Source organism: Vibrio sp. PBL-C16 (assembly GCF_034321865.1).
GTDB classification, from domain to species: Bacteria; Pseudomonadota; Gammaproteobacteria; order Enterobacterales; family Vibrionaceae; genus Vibrio; species Vibrio alginolyticus.
On record NZ_JAXLNY010000001.1, the window covers coordinates 921,920 to 940,434 of the forward strand.

Sequence of the window (18,515 nt, forward strand, 5' to 3'; positions counted from 1 at the left end):
CTACTAAAGAATTGAAATCATTACTCGTGATTTCTCTTTCCACGGTCTCAATGATCCAGTATTTCAGTTCGTTTATTGCGCCTTCTACACCCCTTTACTTGACGATTAGCATAACAGTCAAAGCACTTAAAAAGGTTTACTACTGCTTAGCGTGGAACATCGCTTGCCCACTCTTATCTTTGTTCGACCAGAAATTGATGTTGAACTGAGCATCATCGCTCATCTCAATACGGTGCCAGTACTGCGGTGGGCTTGTAGCAAACTGGCCTGCATTAATCACCACCACTACTTCTGCTTCTGTGGCATTTTCATCAGCAAAGCCGTAGTAAGTCACTTGCCCTTCCATGACGCACAGCTGTCCAAACACTCCCTCAGCGGTATTATGATGAGTCAGTAGCGCTGGTGGCACACTGTCTTTAGTGAAGAAAGGCGTTGAACGTTGAACAGTCCAGTCTTTAGGAATTCTTAGATGCGACATAATGATACCCTCTCTAATTACAATTTTTTTCGTTAAAATCGGTTAAGCCTGAGCGGCTTGAGACAACTCTCGGAGTAGTGGAAATGCTTGCGTAACTTGTTCTCCCGTCACGACGAAGCCCATGAGTCGGCTATTTTCATCTTCTGCTTTCGCGGCAATGCCAGTTTGAGAAATCTGCACGCTCCAGTTCGTCACCGAGCTAAAATCGCCTGCCAATTGAATTGGGTAGCTCGGCGTTTTGACCTTTACCATCATAGGCGGTAGTTTCAACTCTGCTTCTTGCCCCAGTAGTTGTTTGCCCAAAGCATTGGCACTTAGCACGATCGGTTGGAGGTACGGCATCATTCGACCTTGGATCTCAGCACAATCGCCTAATGCAAATACATTGGCTGCTGATGTCTGTAATCGGGCATCTACCTCGATGCCTTTATTGACACTCACCCCACAAGCCTTCGCTAACCAAGTGTTTGCACGTAAACCCGCCGCTGAAATCACTACATCGGCTTCGATTTCCTTACCTTTGCTCAAGCTTGCCACCAGCGAATCTTCCGAGTGATTGATCGCGACAACTCCAGTCTCCAAAGCAAGTTGAATACCTTGCTGCTTAAGTTGATTCTCCAGCGGTAATGCAACAAATTCAGGAATCAAGTTAGCGAGCAAACGGGGATTTGGCTCAACCACCGTAACGGCTTTACCACTGGTTGCGAGATCCATGGCGATCTCGACGCCGATCAAACCACCACCCATTACTAGAATTCGTTTCGCACGGCTAATTTGCTCTTCCGCTAATTGATATTCTTGTAGCGAGTTTAGCGTTATCACCTCAGGTGCTGCATCGCCAGATATTGGTGGCACAAAGGCTTTCGCGCCTGTCGCAAACACCAGTTTGGAATAAGGATAGGTTTGGCCTTTGGCGACCACTTGCTGAGCTTGCACGTCGACATGCTCAACCTTGGTATGGGCGAACAGTTCGATGTTGTGTTCCTGTGCAAACGCCTCACCACTTTTAACTACCAAGTCTCGGGCGGTTTGCTTGTTGCTGAATACATGACTCAAATCGGGCTTGTTGTATTCCGCGCCATCATCAGCAGTAAACACTTGCAGCGGAATATGTGCGTCCATTCGACGCACTGTTTTCACCAATTGGTAAGCCGCAAAGCCGCTACCAATAATCACAATAGGTGCTTGCATATTCGCCCCCTTACCCGTTGTATTCGACAAAGACGTCTTTACCCAAATGGCATTCTGGGCACAAGAAGTAATCTGGCACTTCAGACCATGCCGTGCCCGGTTCAACGCCTTGATTAGGCTCGCCTTTAGCTGGGTCGTATACCCAATTACAAACCGTACAAACCATGCATTGACAATCTGCAGGATGCGCCTCAGTACTAGGGTTGCTAGGAGCAGCATCTACTACCGCCTGTGTTGTCGCTGGCGCAGCGGGTTGTGATTGAACTTGTGGCGCAGACGCAGCAATCGCCGGAGCAAGAACAGGACTTGTCAGATCATGCTTTGCCCACAATTTCGCGATGTTTTGACCATGTTCGCGACATTCACGCATCGCTTTACCATCTGGTCGCCATTTGGTTTTCAAGCTCACTGCGGTTTCAAAACCTGCGTCGGTCAATCGAGCATGGATACGATCCACCGCGCCACCATTCCACCCGTAGCTACCGAATGCAGCGGCTTTCTTCGCCTTAAAGCGCAGACCGGTAATTTCTTCTAGCATGCCTGCGATCTTCGGCATCATGACGTTGTTCATGGTAGACGAACCAACCAAGATGCCTTTTGAGCGGAATACGTTGGCGAGAATTTCATTCTTATCGTGCTTAGAGACATTAAAGACTTTGACCGCCACACTAGGATCGACATCGTGAATGCCTTGCGCGATTGCATCTGCCATCATTCGGGTGTTATTTGACATAGAATCGTAGAAAATCGTAATGCGATCTTCTTGATAATTGTCTGCCCACGCCAAGTATTGCTCGATGATTTGAACCGGATTATCGCGCCATACAATACCGTGTGACGTTGCGATCATGTCGACAGGCAAATTGAAACTCAGCACTTCTTTGATTTTAGCGGTTACCAAGCTGCTGAATGGCGTTAGGATGTTTGAGTAGTAACGCAAACACTGTTCCATCAACTCATTTTGATCCACCTCATCATTGAACAGGCGTTCATCGCAGTAGTGCTGACCAAATGCGTCATTGCTGAATAACACTGCATCGCCAGTTAGGTAAGTCATCATGCTGTCTGGCCAATGCAGCATCGGCGCTTCCACGAAGACCAATTGCTTACCGTTACCAATATCGATGCTGTCGCCCGTTTTTACGGTTTTGAAGTTCCACTCAGGATGGTGGTGATGACCCACAATCGAATCAATCGCCGCTTCTGTACAGTAAATTGGCGTGTTCGGAATCTTCTCCATTAATGCCGACAATGCGCCTGAGTGATCTTCCTCTGCATGGTTTACCACGATAAAGTCGATAGACTTAAGGTCGATTTCCATCTCTAAATTTTGGATGAATTGTTGACTGAATCGATGATCGACCGTATCAATCAATACGGTTTTCTCTTCACGAATTAGATAACTGTTGTAGCTGGTACCTTTTGTCATTTTGTATTCTGTACCGTGGAAGTCTTGAACTTCCCAATCGCGTTGACCTACCCAGTGGATGTTGTTTTTTACGTGAATTGTCATAATTACTACCTTGAATGACGGGATAAACAAAAATAATTTCTTCTTGTATTGCACTGGGCGCGCCAACTTTTAATTACTATACATTTCAATATCTTAATTAAAATCCAACTTTGACAAGTGTCATTTAGACACAGTTGAAAATTGTCATTAAGACACTACAATAGTCATATTGACACAATCGGTATTGGCTATGACTTCTTTAATCGCGCAATGGCTACACATCACGCAAGACCTTAACTCGGCGCTCACTCAACAGGCTCGCTTCGATACGTTGTTAACCACGATTCGAGATGTATTGAAGTGTGACTCTTCTGCCCTTCTTTTGTATGAAGACCAGCACTTTAAACCTTTAGCAATCAATGGATTGGCGAAAGAAGTGCTTGGACGCCGTTTCTCCATTGAGCAGCACCCAAGATTAGAAGCCATTGCCCGAGCAGGCGACATCGTGCGCTTTCCCTCTGACAGCGACTTACCTGATCCATACGACGGCTTGATTCCAAACCACGATGACAAACTGCATGTCCATTCCTGCATTGGTTTACCTCTACTGATCGACGATCAACTGATTGGTGCCATTACGATTGACGCCTTCGATCCCAACCAATTTCATGGGCTACGCAACCAAGAGTTACGTTTTGTCAGCGCATTGGCAGCAGGTGGCTTGCACACTGCACTCCTACTAGAACAGCTCGAGACACAAGCGAGCCTGCCACGCGACTCTTACGCCGAGAAACGCACCTTAAGTAATGAAATCATTGGCAACTCTAAGGGGATGAAGAATCTTCAAGAGCAGATTGATGCAGTCGCCGATACGGAATTGTCTGTGCTAGTGATGGGAGAAACGGGCGTAGGTAAAGAGTTGGTTGCCAGCGCTATTCACCATCGCTCTAGCCGCTCTAACAATACCTTGGTTTACCTCAACTGTGCGGCGCTGCCCGAATCAGTCGCGGAAAGCGAGTTGTTCGGACATATCAAAGGCGCATTTACGGGCGCGATCAGCAATCGTAAAGGTAAGTTCGAACAAGCCGATGGCGGCACACTGTTTTTGGATGAAGTCGGCGAACTGTCGTTAGAGCTGCAAGCCAAGTTACTTCGAGCTCTACAATATGGAGACATTCAACGTGTGGGTGATGACCGCCATATTCGAGTCAACACACGCATTGTCGCCGCAACTAACCGTATATTGCATGAAGAAGTGACTGCTGGTCGCTTCCGAGCCGACTTATATCACCGCCTAAGCGTCTTCCCGCTTCATGTTCCACCTCTTCGTGAACGTGAAGACGATGTGGTGTTGTTAGCGGGCTTTTTCGCCGAACGCTTAAGAAGCAAATTGGGATTGAACAGCATTCGTTTGTCTCCCACTTTGGTGCAGGCACTCAAAGACTATTCATGGCCAGGCAACGTGCGAGAGCTTGAACATGTCATTAAACGTGCTGGTGTTTTGGCAAAGGCGCGTACTCACGCCATGGACATTGAGTTAGTTGAGCAAGATTTTGATATTCGAACGCCGAATCAGAACATCAAGAACGTTGAAAAAACGGAACAAAAATCTCGGCTTGAGCTACCAGAAGGCGGATTAAAGCCTGCCACAGACGCCTTCCAAAAAGCGATGATTGTTCGAGCTCTGGAAAAAAACCAAGGCAACTGGGCAGCAACGGCACGTCAGCTTGAATTAGATAACGGCAATTTGCACCGATTAGCAAAACGGCTGGCGATAAAATAGACACTAACGAATATCACCTAATATGGCATATTCATCGCCAAATAAAGAGCCGATGCCCAACCGCTCACTCAGCCCACTATAAGTAGTGAGCTGAGTGCTCAGATAGAATAGCCACCTAAGTTTGACGGTATTTTCTTCTAAATTTTATTGTCTTGAACCACCTCACAGATTTAATAACCCTTAACAATAAACACAATAATAGTTAAGGTATTTTTATGAGCCAGATCTAATAAAATTAAATATATAGTATTTATTTTAAGAATCTAAACTTTCAAAGTTCATCATAATAAATACAACCTCTATGTATACACTTTACCTTCAAAAAACATCAAAATATAATCCCTTCGATAAAAACACTTAAATGAATTTAACTGTATAAAAGTGAGGAGAATAAAAATATGGGATATGGGGCGACAGTATATTCATTAGATACTGAAAAGGTTTTTAACGTACTAAAGAATGAGCGTAATCCAGAGCTAGAAAAAGCCATCATGGAAAGGTGTCAAGACTCCTTTAAAGTGATTAATGAAATGCTGGAAAGTAGTGGCGAAAGCATCCGAGCTGAAGAGCTTCTTATGCAAATGTTGTCTGAAGAGATAAAATACAGTCACTTGGGTTACGCCTATGCTTACTTGCTTGAAGCTATATGTAAGATAACTGGTTATTACTTATCCAATAACTCTTGGTATCCTTGCGATGTAAACGATTTCTGCGATATTCCATTCACTAATACCGATTATCCTATAAAATTCCCATTCCCTGACGATTTCCCTGTTGTTTTTATGATAAAAAATCAAGATATTCACCAAGATAACGTTGACTTCGGAGGCTTATCAGAGCAACAAATATCTGAAGTCAAGAGCTGGTACACTCATGCAGTCGTAAACAATCGTGATTTGGTATTATTTTATTATTAATTTTAACTATTAATAAATTATCCAATAGTTAAAATAACAATAGAATATTAATAAAACTCTAGCTTATATTAAGATAGAGTTTTATCTATTTAACTGAATTTTATAATTTTAAAAACATTATATTTCACACCTAATTTATAGACTCTGTGTATAGTGTGTTCAGAGGCAATGTGAACTCATAGGATCAAAATCAAGTTCTAATTTTTAGAAGAAAAACCGATCTGCTTGTGTCAAAATGCTCCATCCCAACCAAAAAGTCTTAATGTAATGAACTACCAAGCTGCTATTTTTGATATGGATGGTTTGCTCCTTGATACTGAGCGCGTCTGTATGCATATTTTCCAAGAAGCATGTGAAGCCCAGAACCTACCCTTCTATAAAGATGTTTACCTTTCAATCATTGGTCGCAATGCAGCGGGCATTGAAGTGATTTTTCGTAAAGCTTATGGGGATGATCTTGACCGCTTACACCAAGAGTGGCGCGACCGTTACGACGCTGTGGTTAAGCACCAAGCTATACCGGTAAAAGAAGGGGTGATTGAGCTGCTTGAGTGGTTGAAAGGCCAAGGGTTGCCAATTGCAGTCGCCACTTCTACAGCAAAAGAAGTGGCACAGAAGAAGTTGGAGTTAGCGGGCCTAAGCAAGTATTTCGACAACTTAACGACAGGCTGTGAAGTGTCACACGGCAAACCTGATCCAGAGATCTACCTGCTTGCAGCAAGTCGTCTAAGCGTAGATCCAACCAAATGTCTCGCCTTTGAAGATTCAAATAATGGCGTACGTGCTGCGGTAGCAGCGAACATGATCACTTATCAAATTCCTGATCTGGTTGAGCCTTGTGACGAAATAAAGCAATTAGGCCATACTGTCGCACCTTCACTGCATGATGTGTTGCACACGTTAAAACAAACTCGCTAGGTTTACTTGTCATCTGTTCTCTAGAAGCTCAGCAATTTAGCTGAGCTTCTTTCTCGAAACCTCTCCAATACCTTAAAACCAAACGATTCTTCCACCCGTTTAGCGAGATTAATTTCACCTTAACTCTGGCTAATCACGACTTTTGATTTAACTCACGCAATCGCATGAAATAAGGTATTTGAGTGATCAAATAGCGGAACTGACCAGTACAAGCTTGCAACAAAACGTCAATATACCGATTGAAGCACGTTTTTGGAGTGAAAATTGGCTGATAATGAGAACTATTGGATAAGATCAATCCAAGTCAGCCTAAAATACAAAATGGAGAGTGTTATATGTCTTTACGTTTATTAGCAACAACCTTCGCATTAGTCGGAATGAGCTTTGGTGCCCAAGCCAGTGCCGAGTGTGAAGTGTCATTAGATGCTAACGATATGATGCAGTTTTCTACTAAAACATTGAGCGTACCAGCCACTTGTAAAGAGGTAAAACTGACGCTGAATCACACAGGTAAGATGCCAGCGCAATCGATGGGTCACAACGTGGTCATCTCTGACACAGCCAACCTACAAGCAGTCGGTACTGATGGCATGGCAGCTGGAGCAGAAAATAACTACGTAAAACCAAATGATGATCGCGTCTACGCTCACACAAAAGTAATTGGTGGCGGTGAAAGCACCAGCATTACGTTCAGTACTGAGAAAATGAAAGCCGGCGGTGACTATTCATTCTTCTGTTCATTCCCGGGTCACTGGGCAATCATGCAGGGTAAATTTGAGCTAAAATAAAAGATTTAGCCAAGCCAAAAGAAGACTCATTATAGGGAAGCCAAGGCTTCCCTTTTTGATAGATAAAATAGCAATTGAGAAAGGTCTAACACGTCTGGAAACGTGACCAAGAAACATAGCAAGTAAGAAACCCTTGCTCCATTGAGATTAAGTTCTTTTACGAAAACTCATGGGTAAAAATCGGATTTTTGTTTTGCCTTTCCGAGACACTACTAAATGATAAAAGTCATTCAATACCATGTAACTCTTTCCAGTTTCCTGGATGAACCACATAGCCGAACAGAGCATGCCCACCATAAACCAATTCAGTTCCTTCCGGTATCCAAAGCATCTGACCTGGGTGCACAAAATGTGTCTCACCATTTGCGGTCAGCTCAAAACAGCCTTCAATCACAAAAACAACTTCATCATAAAGCACTGTCCAAGCCACTTTAGCGCCTTCCCATTTAGCAAAGCCTACACCAATGTTTGGTGAAATTTCTGGGCTTAACGCCCTGGCAACATACGCCATTCCCGGCGTATCACCACGAACATTGAAATCTAGACTTTTACTATCAACAAGTTTGACTTGCTTCATAATTCACTCCGGCTTTGCCATTTTGCTAATTGGATACGCGTTTTTACTCCCAAACCTAAAAAAGGCTCTGGCGGATTCAAACAAGGCATTCCTGTCACTTGCTGTATGTCATCCAATGATTTAGATGTCGCACCAACGACATAGTCAGCTAACAGTGTTCCAGAAATGGTTCCCCACGCAGCACCAACACCATTGTCACAAGCGCTGGCATAAACACCTTCATCTAATTGACCGAAAAAGTTAGTAAAGTTACGAGAGATGGCATACACCCCACCCCATGTGTGAGTAAATGGTACGTCGGCCAGCTCGGGATAACGCGCCAGAAAGACCTGACGATGATCGTCGCGAATTTGTTCTCTGACTTTATCGTTCATGCTTGAGCCATATTTCGGCACGTGTTTGTAAGTATTGCGGATCAAAATACGTCGATCGGCGGTCATACGTAACGTCGTTCCCGCATGATCAGCTGGAGTTAACCCCCAATTCAGCTCACCTCCGTATCGTTGCATTTCTGCGTCGGTTAATGGACGCGTCCAGCTTGCAAACGTCATCACTGGAAGTAGTCTGTTTTTAAGATAACCAAACTCCCGAGTAAAAATGCTGGTCCCAAGCAGCAGTTCAGGGGTTTCAACAGAGCCACTATCTCCATGTAATACCCAGCAACCGTTTTCTTTACTGAGCTTGCGGATTGGCGAGTTTTCTAACACCTCGACATTCTCTGGAAGGCTTTCCCCTAGCCCACGCACCAGAGCAGCAGGTTGCATTAAATAACCACCTGGCGTGTAAATTGCGCGGCTGTAGTAATTTGTCCCTAAGACTTTCGCAAGCTCACTGCCATTAACATGGAAGTATGGTTCGCCAAGGTCTTTCATTAGGTGCTCAAAGTGATCGAGATATGCTTCACCGCGCGCCCCTACGGCTCCTTGATATTTGCCCTTTGCTGACCACTGACAAGAAATACTGTGCTTCGACACTAAAGTGTTTAGCTGAGCAATCGCAGAACGGTTGAGTGATAATAACTTTTGCTTGTGCTCAGGGTCGGGATGCTCAAGTGAAAACTTATGAGGCAAATCGATAACAAAGCCCGAATTTCTTCCTGAAGCCCCTTGGCCGATACGTTGCGCATCAATCAGTATAATTCGTGCATTAGGCATAAGTTCAGCTAAACGTCTTGCCATAGCTAGGCCTGCGAAACCGGCACCTAACACGGCATAGTCAGCACTTTGTTTACCTTTTAACGCCGATTTTTCTGGAATACTTGGCAACGCATGATACCAACCACACGTCACGTCATCATTGGGTAAATGAATCATCTTTTTTCTCCGCTACGCTGCTGACAGTTTCAATGACAATTGATCTAGCCAAGGGCCGCGTAATGACTGTACTTTTCTTCCTAGCAACGCAAAACCGAGCATTGCTCCTTCTGGTGAATAAAACGCAGCGGTCAATTCATCTGCTTGGTTCTCGATGTACCATTGTCCCTGTTCTTCAGCGGCTACCGGGAAAATCGTGAGTGGAAGAATCGGCGTTTTTACAATCACTGGAGTTGGTGTTAAAGAGGTAGGCGTAATATCACCTAGCAAGCTTTTCGCTACGGAAGGAATCATTTGATTAATCGGCGCAATATACGGCTGCCAACCTTGCTCCGTTTCAACACAGTCGCCTAGCGAGTAAATACTCTCATCACTCGTCTGGCCGAATTGATTCACTTTAATGCCGCGGCCCACTTCGAGCCCCGCGCGCTCAGCCAGAGAAACATTTGGTTTGAGTCCAACCGCGCTTAGCACTAGGTCTGCTTCAATCTGCTTGCCACTGTTTAGATGTAAAACCGCACTAGATTCCGACCTTGGTTCGATTCTGGTGATACTGTCTTGTAGAGCCCATTGCACGCCTCGATCGGCAAGTGCGCTTTGTAATGATTCACCCAACTGTTGCGGGATCAAACGCTCCATTGGCCATTGACCCAACCCGATAACTGTTACTTCATAACCGCTTTCGATCAGATCATTTGCGAACTCACAGCCAATTAAGCCATCACCTAGGATCGCGATGCGCTTTTTGTCTTGCAGCTCCGCTCTGAAACGGCGGTAATCAACTAAGTCGTTCACACTCATAACCCAAGAGCGATCGCCCTCAATTGGGATTTCAATCGGTGATGCACCTGTTGCCAGTACCAAGCGGCTGTAGGCGTATTTACCGATGGAGGTATGTAACGTTGAATTGGCACGATCGATCTGTTCAACACGGGTATGCGGGTAAACTCGGATATTGAGACGGCTTTCCCACTCCAACGCGCTCTCACTTTGTAGCGCGTCGCCGTCTTTATTCATGACCAGTGCATTAGACAAAGCTGGTTTGCTGTACAGAGCGCCATCATCAGCGGTAAAGACAGTGATCGGAACCGTCTCAGATTGCGCTCTAAGTGCCGCCGCCAACTGGTAACCACTGTAGCCACTACCGATGATAACGATAGGGTCATTTGAGAATACAGGTTGAGTAACTTCAGATGGAAGAGGCTGAGCAGTATTTGGCTGAACAGACGCTTCTACCGACACCGAAGACACCGCTGCAACCTCTTCTAGTGGCGCATCGTCGGTAATTTCGATCATTTCAAAATCGGCCTTACCCACTAAACAGTCAGGACATAACCAGTCATCCGGTACATCTTCCCATGCTGTTCCTGGTGCAATGCCATCGGATGGCCAACCTTGTGCTTCATCATAGATTAAGCCGCAAATAATACAGAGCCACTTTCTCATCACTTATACTCCAACTACCTTGTTCAGAATTTCCGTGTTTACAAACCGTTGTCAGATTTGTTGTGATTCCATCAACCTCGCCCTAGCTTGTGGTCTGAAGTCCAAGCCGGTACGAGGTGATGAAAATACAGTTACACGGTGGCTATACGTTGCTGTCTTGCTGCAAACGAATGGCAATATTGCGTGTCTGGACATAGCTATATATCGCTTCTTGTCCTTTCTCTCGGCCGAAGCCAGATAACCCTACACCACCAAATGGTGTTTCAATGCCACCAGCGAACCATTCGTTGATGAACACTTGCCCACCACGAAGTTGCTGCGCAACGCGTAACGTCTGATTTAAGTTCTCACCAAATACGCCTGCGACAAGGCCAAAGTCTGTTCCATTGGCGATCGCGACAGCTTCTTGCTCGGTTTCGAACGGTGTAATCACCAGTACAGGACCAAACACTTCTTCTTGAGCAATACGCATATCTGGTGAGGCTTCAATCACCGTCGGTGCCACAAAGTAACCCGACAAATCAGGGGCGTATCCACCCGTTAGGATGTTCGCGCCGTCGGCTTTTGCTTGTTCTATCATTTCAAGCACGCGTGCTTGCTGATCAGCGGAAACCAGTGGCGTGATATCTGGTTGGCTCTCGCCTTGGCCAATAGTTAGGCTTTTTGCCATTTCCACTACCGCCGCTTTTACTTCTTCATAACGCTCTTTTTGAATCAGCAAACGAGACATTGCCGAGCACACTTGACCAGCGTTAAAGAAAATACCGACCTGGACACTTTTCAAAAGTGTTTCGAGACTCACATCTTTCAGTGCGATAGCAGCCGATTTACCACCCAGCTCCATCACAGATGGTGTGGCGCGTTGCGCTGAATCTTGCAGGATGCGTTGGCCGGTCGGTACAGAACCCGTAAAGACAATTTGATCAACGTCTTGATGCTGCACCAAATGACTGCCAACGACTGAGCCTTTGCCACATAGCAAGTTAATCGTGCCTTTTGGGAAGCCCGCTTTTTTAACATTACCTGTTCCGTCCTAAATAAGGTTGACACTTTCCACACCCAAAATTGGAGAGTGTTATGAAATCAACAACTAAAAGAACTCAGCGCGATTACTCCCTCGCTTTTAAACTCACTGTAGTTGATGAGGTTGAAAAAGGAAGCCTCACTTACAAACAAGCCCAAGAGAAGTATGGCATCCAAGGTTGCTCTACGGTTTTGGTTTGGCTTCGTAAGCATGGTCGACTAGATTGGTCTAAAGGGACACCTAACTTTATGTCCAAAGGAGACTCTATGGCCGAGTTCAATTCACCTCCTACACCAGAGCAACGTATTAAAGAGCTTGAGAAGCAGCTCGAAGATGCTCAACTCAAAGCCGACTTCTTTGAAGCTGTCGTGAACGTTATGGAACGTGACTATGGTGTTAGAGTGACAAAAAAGCACAAAGAAGCGTTGTCCAAGAGAAAACCATAGTAGGTTTGAGCGTTACGAAGTTTTGTCAGTTAGTACAAATCTCTCGCCAAGCTTATTATAAGCAATGCCAAACTCAATCTCGTTGTGAACATCATGAGCATGCTGTCATTGGCTTTGTCCATGAAGTCAGGCTGAAGCAGCCACGCATTGGCACGCGTAAACTGAAGTTCTTAGCAGCAACAAAGGGCATTCAAATAGGTCGCGATAAGCTCTTTGAACTTCTCAGAAAGCATCGGCTGTTAGTGAGAGCAAGACGAGCCTATCACCGAACGACTGACAGCCGTCATCGATTTTTCTGTCACCCAAACAAAGTGAAAGATGGGCTGACACCAACGAAGCCAGAACAACTGTGGGTTGCTGATATTACTTACTTGCCAACTCAAAATGGAGAGAGTTATCTCAGCTTGGTTACAGACGCTTATTCAAGGAAGATTGTTGGTTTTTATGTGGATGACAACATGAAAACTCAATCAGTTAAGCGGGCATTTATCTCAGCTCTCAGGCAACGGCAGAGTGAAGAAAAGCTAATACACCACTCAGATAGAGGCTCACAATACTGTTCGAAGGAATATCAAGATATCCATAAGAAACATAGAGTGACTTGCTCAATGACAGACGGGTATGACTGTTATCAGAATGCTTTAGCTGAGCGTGTAAATGGGATACTCAAAATGGAGCTCTTGCTGAAGAAACCGAAAGATCTGAAAGAAGCAAGGACGATGGTAGCAGAGTCCGTAGATATCTATAATCAAATGAGGCCTCATACGGCTTTAAAATACAAAACGCCCGATGAAGTACATCGAGCGTTTTAGTTAAAAAGTGTCAACCCATATCAGGACGGGTCAACCAAACTCTGTTATTTTCTCTGCTTATTGATTTAGGCTAAACCTCGATCACCCACCTCATCTGGCAACTGTTGCAAAAGCCACTCTCTAAAACGCTTGACGCTTGCTGGGATTAAACCTCTATTTTTAGGTTCAAGCATAGAGAAATTGGAAGGTGTTGAAAGCACGTGTTCGACTGGCCTAACTAAAGCACCGCTTTGTAAATAGTCGTCCACTAATGACCCCCAGGCTAACGCGATTCCCTGACCATTAATTGCCGCTTGTAACAGCATTGGATAGTTATTGATGTTCATGCGATTACGAGGCGAAATATTTGGCAATCCTACACTCGCAAACCACTGCTCCCAATTCACCCAATCTCTTTGAGACTCTTCCAGATAGAGTAACGTTTTATTGAAGATTTCTTCTGGCTCACTAGGCTGGCCGATTTTCTCTAAATAAAGCGGGCTACACACAGGGAATACTTCTTCTGAAAATAGCGTTGTCACATCCATTTCCGCAGGTGGAGTGCGACAATAAAACAAGGCGAGATCGCAATCTAATCGGCGTAAGTCCAACACATTATCTGAGGCCAATATTCTTATATCGATGTCATCATGTTCATTTTGAAATTGAGCAACCTTAGGCAACAACCACAAGGCTGCCATTGCATTTGTCGTCGCAACCGTGATCTTTTGTTCGCCCTGCCACTTCTTCACTTCACCCGTGATTTGAGCAATATCGAGCAAAGATTGGCTGACAGCTTGATAATATTGAAGACCTGTAGGCGTTAAATTAATGCTTCGATTGGCTCGCGTGAACATAGCCTTGCCTAAGTATTCTTCTAATTGTCTAATTTGGCGACTGATAGCACCTTGGGTCACGTTTAGCTCGTCAGCGGCTAACGTAAAACTCAAGTGCCGCGCCGACGCTTCAAACGCAACGAGGCTATTTAAAGGTGGGAGGGGTTTGATTTTCATGTATCTTCCAGTAAGGCAGTATTGTAATTATTTTTATTCCCGGCAATCTTATGTTGCACGTGGATAATGCCATTCTGGACAACACCCCAAAAACGACAATTTATAAATGATAAAAAATAGAGATGAATCATAAATTGTTGTGAGAGAGACTGCCGTATACAGTTTCGTGGCTACAACGAGCACAAAAAGAGGAGCAGTTACTCCTCTTTTGCCTAGCCTTTTGCTCACTTTCTTCGAGTTAGCCCATTTACCCTATTGCCAATTTAGTGCTCGCGTAACGCGCTTTTTTCTTTCTTGGACTGGCTAAGAAGTACGCCAAAGTAAGGGGGCCTAATCGTCCCATAAACATCATGAAGATGATCACTAACTCACCCGGTTCGGATAAACTGCCCGTTAAGCCTCGCGACAAACCAACCGTACCCAGTGCCGAGACTGCTTCGAACATAATGTCTAACATAGACGCTTTCTCTGTCAGTAACAGCGTGAATATGGCAAACCAAGTCACCCCCACCGAGATCAGAGTCAGCGCCAATGCCTTGCTGATGGTCTCTTTGGGAATCTCGCGTTGAAAGGCATAGGTTGCTTCATCGCGACGCAAATAGCTGTAAGTTGCCAAGACCAATACCATAAATGTCACAACTTTAATGCCACTTGCCGTACTCAATGAACCACCGCCGATAAACATCAACACCAGAATGATCGCCGTTGTGGCATCTTCCAACTGATCGATAGCTAAAGTATTGAACCCCGCCGTTCTTGGCGTCACCGCTTGAAACCACGATGCCCACCATTTCCCTGCTTCGCTCAAAGGGGCAAGCGTGTTGGGGTTGTCATATTCAATCAGGTAAATCGCGATAAGTGCCACCACGTTAATGGTCACCGTGCCTAAGATCATCATTCGACTGTAAACGGTGAGTCGGTGCCAACGGCGATTGCGTTTTAAGTCAATCCAAACCGAGAAGCCTAAACCACCAATAATGAACAAACTGGTAATGGTGAAGTTAACGATCGGGTCGTCCACGTAAGGCATTAAGCTATCGGCACTCAACGCAAAACCTGCATTGTTAAACGCACTGATGGTGTAGAAGAAACCATGGAACAAACTGGTTTTCCAGCCCAGCTCTTCACTCCAATAAACGCTCAAAATAGTGAAACCAATAAGTTCAACGAGCAGAGCGAACATCAATACAGATTTAGCGGTGGCAATGAGTGTCGATGAATCAGTTTGGTTGAACGCCTCTCTCGCGACGGCTCTCTCCAAAAAGCCAATTTTTCCGCCCAGAGCCAGCAAGGTCACGATGGCAAACGTCATTAAACCTAGGCCACCACATTGAATCAGGAAAGCAATAACCATTTGCCCAAAAGGCGTAAACGCCGTGCCCGTGTCCACCACAACTAATCCCGTCACCGTAATGGCCGATGTCGCAGTAAACAGGCTTTGAATCCAAGTGATGGGCTCTGTGGTGGCAATCGGCAGTTTGAGTAAAACTGTGCCGAGCATGATCAAGCACGCAAAGCTGAGGCTAAGTATCAGCGGCGGTGCGCCCAACAGTTTTTTGCCCGCTTTGGGTTTTCGCTCGATTGGGATAATAGAGGGATGCCACAAAACCATGTTACACCAACCTTGGAGCGACGTATTTCAGCTCAGCGCGACTACCACAAAGCAACAGCGTGTCGAACTCATTAAGCACAAACTCATCATTGATATTGGTGTAGACGGCTTCTTCGCGCTTCACCAAGATAGGCTGAATGTTGTAACTGCCTCGGCTGATCAACTTAGAAAGCGGCGTATCGTGCAGATTGGATTTAACGTGGATTTCCACCACATACAAGCCATGCCCCATTTCTAAATAGTTGTTCACCATCGGATAGTTGAGTGCCTGCGCGACTCTTACGCCCATCTCCTCTTCAGGATGAATAATACGTTGTACACCAAGCTTAGACACGATGGTATGGTGCGCTTTGGTGCTCGCTTTGACCCAAATGGATTTCACACCCAGATTTTTCAGCGCCAGCGTACACAACAAACTGGCTTGCATGTCTTCACCAATCGCCACCAACACCACATCACTGTTCGCTAGCGCTAACTCTCTGAGTGCACCTTCGTCTGTTGCGTCACATATGACCGCTTGCGTTAACTCTTCGACGTATTTTTCGACGATTTTCGGGTCGCTATCCACCCCCGTTACGGTGTGTCCAAGATGAATAAGTTCTAAGCTGGCGGCAACGCCAAATCGCCCTAAACCAATTACTGTAAAGTGAGCCATATCAATACCTAACTGTGTTTTATGTATAGAAAATGCTAATGCGTTAAGGGCTAGACTGATTTTCCGTCGCGGAAAATAGGCAACACGAATCCTGTTCGAGTGCTGATAACCAGCACTAAACCTTGGCATTAACGTTGATTAAATTTGGAATTTAGTGGTGCTTGGACGTCTCAAGCACTAAACGATAACCCAGCCCCGGCTCGGTTTTTAATAGCCGCTGTTCGTCAGCACTATCGTTCAGTTTTTTGCGTAGTTGACTCACTAACACGCGTAAGTAGTGAGTGTCTTCGACATGACTTTTTCCCCAAATCACCGCTAGCAAATGAGTTTGCTCAATGAGTTTTCCCGGTTTGAGAATCAACTGTTCAATGAAAGAAAACTCTTTCTTGGTGAGTGGAATTTCCCTCTGATCCAACCAAAATTGGTGAGTACTTTTGATGATTTTGACTCGGCCAGCCACCAGCTCATCAGCGACGGTTTGCTCATCCACCAAATCTCGAACCAGCACTTTGATGCGCGCGATGAGCTCTTTTACGCCAAAAGGCTTGCTCAAGTAATCATTCGCGCCCGCTTCTAAAAGGCGGATTTTTTCCTCTTCTTGATCGCGAGCTGTCAGCACTAGCACTGGCGTTTTATACGTCTGACGAAGCGTAGTGAGAAACTCCGCCCCATCGCCGTCGGGCAAGCCTAAATCTAGCAGAATGACGTGCGGCGAATACGCTTCGAAACACGCTTTGGCTTCTGCAATGGTACTCGCGCCAATGTAATCAAACCCTTCAGCAGACAGCGAAATTCGAATAAAGGTATGAATGCGAGGCTCATCGTCCACGACTAAAACTTTGTAACTCACGCCTGCTCTGCTCCTTGATTGAGTGGAAGTCGAATGCGGATCAGCGTCCCTTCTGATACTGGCATAGATTGAATATATCCTTGGTGTGCGGTGATGATGCCTTTGGCAACCGCGAGTCCCATTCCGGTGCCTGAATCGGCCGATTTGTTGTTCACACCGGAATAGAAAAGGTTGAAAATTTTTTCCGCATCTTCAGCTTTGATGCCAATCCCCATGTCCCGAACATCAATCACGCACGACGACCCCTGCTTAGAAAGAGAAACCTCAACAGATTCATTCTCTGGTGAAAATCGCATGGCATTATCCAACACATTAAAAATCGCTTGTTCGATGAGCGAACGACTTACTGACAAATAATCAACGGAATCATCCATATTCATGGACACTTTCTCGGTGTAATTTGGCAAACGAGAAACCGCATCCCGCACAATATCTGCAATCAGCTCATCTTTTTTGGTAATTTTTAATGTGCCGTGCTGGAGCTTAGTCGCCTGTAAGAGGTTCTCGATATATTGATGCAAGCGATGGCTTTCTGAAGTCGCACTGTCGAGCAATTCTTTGCGCTCTAAGTCATTGAGCTTGGGCATGTACTCGTTGAGTGTGGTCAGTGTTCCAATAATGGTTGCCAGCGGCGTGCGTAGGTCATGGGACACCGATAGCAGGATGCTGTTTTGCAGCTTGGTTTGTTTTAACTCTCCCTGCTGGCGACGATAAAGATCCGCAAAGGTGCTGGTGATAAATGCCACCACCATAAACACGACTAAATTAAAAATGTCTTCCGGACGAAACATCTGCAAAGAGTAACGAGGCGTCGTGAAAAAGAAGTTGAAGCTCAACGCTTCGATCACCGCCGCCGCATAAGCGAATCGCGAGTTGCATTGAAACGCCACTACCACGACCGCTAACTGTAAAATCAGCAGGACTGCGGCTGTAGAGCCAAACAGTTGGTCTAACAACCATGAGACGACAACCGCGCCAACAATCACGGTAGTAGAAAAGAGAAAGGTGTTATCTCGCCATTGAACAAACATAAAATACATCAACCAAAATTCGATGTAGAAAACTTTAGCAAAAGCCCATTCGGAGTTCGCGTAAAAAAAGCGTAAAAAATTCAATAACGACAGTGAGTTATAAACATAATCATCATTAAGTTGGCCTAACTTAATGAATAATCACAAGTTAACGTTGCCCATTAACGCCTACTTACTCGGTATAAACGACAGACACAAAAAAGAGGAGCATTTGCTCCTCTTTCGTGTA

16 protein-coding genes and 2 pseudogenes are annotated in these 18,515 nt (G+C 45.3%); 5 read left to right on the forward strand and 13 right to left on the reverse strand.

Annotation, left to right across the window (positions count from 1 at the left end):
• Positions 1 to 139: 139 nt before the first annotated feature.
• The 3 genes from UQW94_RS03910 to norV are packed head-to-tail and all read right to left on the reverse strand — an operon-like array spanning position 140 to position 3,182.
• Complete coding sequence (locus tag UQW94_RS03910) at positions 140 to 478, reverse strand: DUF1971 domain-containing protein (RefSeq protein WP_225496357.1); 339 nt, start codon at positions 476 to 478, stop codon at positions 140 to 142.
• A gap of 42 nt (positions 479 to 520) precedes the next feature.
• Positions 521 to 1,669 (reverse strand): NADH:flavorubredoxin reductase NorW, encoded by a 1,149-nt coding sequence (norW, locus tag UQW94_RS03915; RefSeq protein WP_161441255.1) that lies wholly within the window; start codon positions 1,667 to 1,669, stop codon positions 521 to 523.
• A gap of 10 nt (positions 1,670 to 1,679) precedes the next feature.
• The gene (norV, locus tag UQW94_RS03920) at positions 1,680 to 3,182 is read right to left on the reverse strand and encodes an anaerobic nitric oxide reductase flavorubredoxin (RefSeq protein WP_213897542.1); all 1,503 of its coding nucleotides are present in this window, start codon (positions 3,180 to 3,182) and stop codon (positions 1,680 to 1,682) included.
• Between the two features lie 190 nt (positions 3,183 to 3,372).
• Here norV and norR point away from each other — a divergent pair, with 190 nt between their 5' ends.
• The 4 genes from norR (at position 3,373) to azu (ending at position 7,528) form a co-directional block, all read left to right on the forward strand.
• Complete coding sequence (norR, locus tag UQW94_RS03925; protein WP_322142013.1) at positions 3,373 to 4,905, forward strand: nitric oxide reductase transcriptional regulator NorR; 1,533 nt, start codon at positions 3,373 to 3,375, stop codon at positions 4,903 to 4,905.
• 398 nt (positions 4,906 to 5,303) lie between these two features.
• Complete coding sequence (locus UQW94_RS03930) at positions 5,304 to 5,822, forward strand: hypothetical protein (protein WP_005375218.1); 519 nt, start codon at positions 5,304 to 5,306, stop codon at positions 5,820 to 5,822.
• A gap of 267 nt (positions 5,823 to 6,089) precedes the next feature.
• On the forward strand, positions 6,090 to 6,740 hold the full coding sequence (locus tag UQW94_RS03935) for an HAD family hydrolase (RefSeq protein WP_005385872.1): 651 nt from the start codon (positions 6,090 to 6,092) through the stop codon (positions 6,738 to 6,740).
• A gap of 335 nt (positions 6,741 to 7,075) precedes the next feature.
• Positions 7,076 to 7,528: an azurin gene (gene azu, locus UQW94_RS03940; protein ID WP_005375211.1), complete on the forward strand. Its 453-nt coding sequence runs from the start codon at positions 7,076 to 7,078 to the stop codon at positions 7,526 to 7,528.
• Positions 7,529 to 7,754: 226 nt separating this feature from the next.
• Here the strand turns inward: azu and UQW94_RS03945 are convergent, their stop codons facing one another.
• The 5 genes and pseudogenes from UQW94_RS03945 to UQW94_RS03965 form a co-directional block, all read right to left on the reverse strand.
• Complete coding sequence (locus tag UQW94_RS03945; protein WP_005385875.1) at positions 7,755 to 8,105, reverse strand: ethanolamine utilization protein EutQ; 351 nt, start codon at positions 8,103 to 8,105, stop codon at positions 7,755 to 7,757.
• Complete coding sequence (locus tag UQW94_RS03950; RefSeq protein WP_005385877.1) at positions 8,102 to 9,418, reverse strand: NAD(P)/FAD-dependent oxidoreductase; 1,317 nt, start codon at positions 9,416 to 9,418, stop codon at positions 8,102 to 8,104. The genes UQW94_RS03945 and UQW94_RS03950 overlap by 4 nt, the downstream gene beginning before the upstream one ends.
• Before the next feature lie 12 nt (positions 9,419 to 9,430).
• Entirely contained in the window at positions 9,431 to 10,714 is a 1,284-nt protein-coding gene (locus tag UQW94_RS03955; protein WP_225495832.1) for an NAD(P)/FAD-dependent oxidoreductase, read from the reverse strand.
• Positions 10,703 to 10,864, reverse strand: a pseudogene (locus UQW94_RS03960) (rubredoxin); the annotation flags it as partial. The gene UQW94_RS03955 and the pseudogene UQW94_RS03960, both read right to left, overlap by 12 nt.
• Before the next feature lie 142 nt (positions 10,865 to 11,006).
• Positions 11,007 to 11,870, reverse strand: a pseudogene (locus UQW94_RS03965) (aldehyde dehydrogenase family protein); the annotation flags it as partial.
• A 71-nt stretch (positions 11,871 to 11,941) separates the two neighbouring features.
• Between UQW94_RS03965 and UQW94_RS03970 the strand changes: the two are divergent.
• Positions 11,942 to 13,146, forward strand: a protein-coding gene (locus tag UQW94_RS03970) for an IS3 family transposase (RefSeq protein ID WP_086013821.1) whose coding sequence is annotated in 2 segments (ribosomal slippage) — positions 11,942 to 12,293 and positions 12,293 to 13,146 — 1,206 coding nt in all. Because the reading frame shifts where the segments join, the coding sequence is not laid out codon by codon here.
• A 65-nt stretch (positions 13,147 to 13,211) separates the two neighbouring features.
• On the opposite strand, the gene UQW94_RS03975 is transcribed toward UQW94_RS03970, so the two are convergent.
• The 5 genes from UQW94_RS03975 to UQW94_RS03995 form a co-directional block, all read right to left on the reverse strand.
• Positions 13,212 to 14,138 carry a LysR substrate-binding domain-containing protein gene (locus UQW94_RS03975; protein WP_005385892.1) on the reverse strand — a complete coding sequence of 309 codons (927 nt, stop codon included), beginning with the start codon at positions 14,136 to 14,138 and terminating at the stop codon, positions 13,212 to 13,214.
• Between the two features lie 247 nt (positions 14,139 to 14,385).
• Positions 14,386 to 15,750 (reverse strand): TrkH family potassium uptake protein, encoded by a 1,365-nt coding sequence (locus tag UQW94_RS03980; protein WP_322142014.1) that lies wholly within the window; start codon positions 15,748 to 15,750, stop codon positions 14,386 to 14,388.
• Between the two features lies 1 nt (position 15,751).
• Complete coding sequence (locus UQW94_RS03985; RefSeq protein ID WP_005375180.1) at positions 15,752 to 16,405, reverse strand: potassium channel family protein; 654 nt, start codon at positions 16,403 to 16,405, stop codon at positions 15,752 to 15,754.
• Positions 16,406 to 16,556: 151 nt separating this feature from the next.
• Positions 16,557 to 17,255: a response regulator transcription factor gene (locus UQW94_RS03990; RefSeq protein ID WP_005375179.1), complete on the reverse strand. Its 699-nt coding sequence runs from the start codon at positions 17,253 to 17,255 to the stop codon at positions 16,557 to 16,559.
• On the reverse strand, positions 17,252 to 18,286 hold the full coding sequence (locus tag UQW94_RS03995) for a DUF4118 domain-containing protein (protein ID WP_031778887.1): 1,035 nt from the start codon (positions 18,284 to 18,286) through the stop codon (positions 17,252 to 17,254). Before UQW94_RS03995 ends, UQW94_RS03990 begins: the two co-directional genes overlap by 4 nt.
• Positions 18,287 to 18,515: the final 229 nt, after the last annotated feature.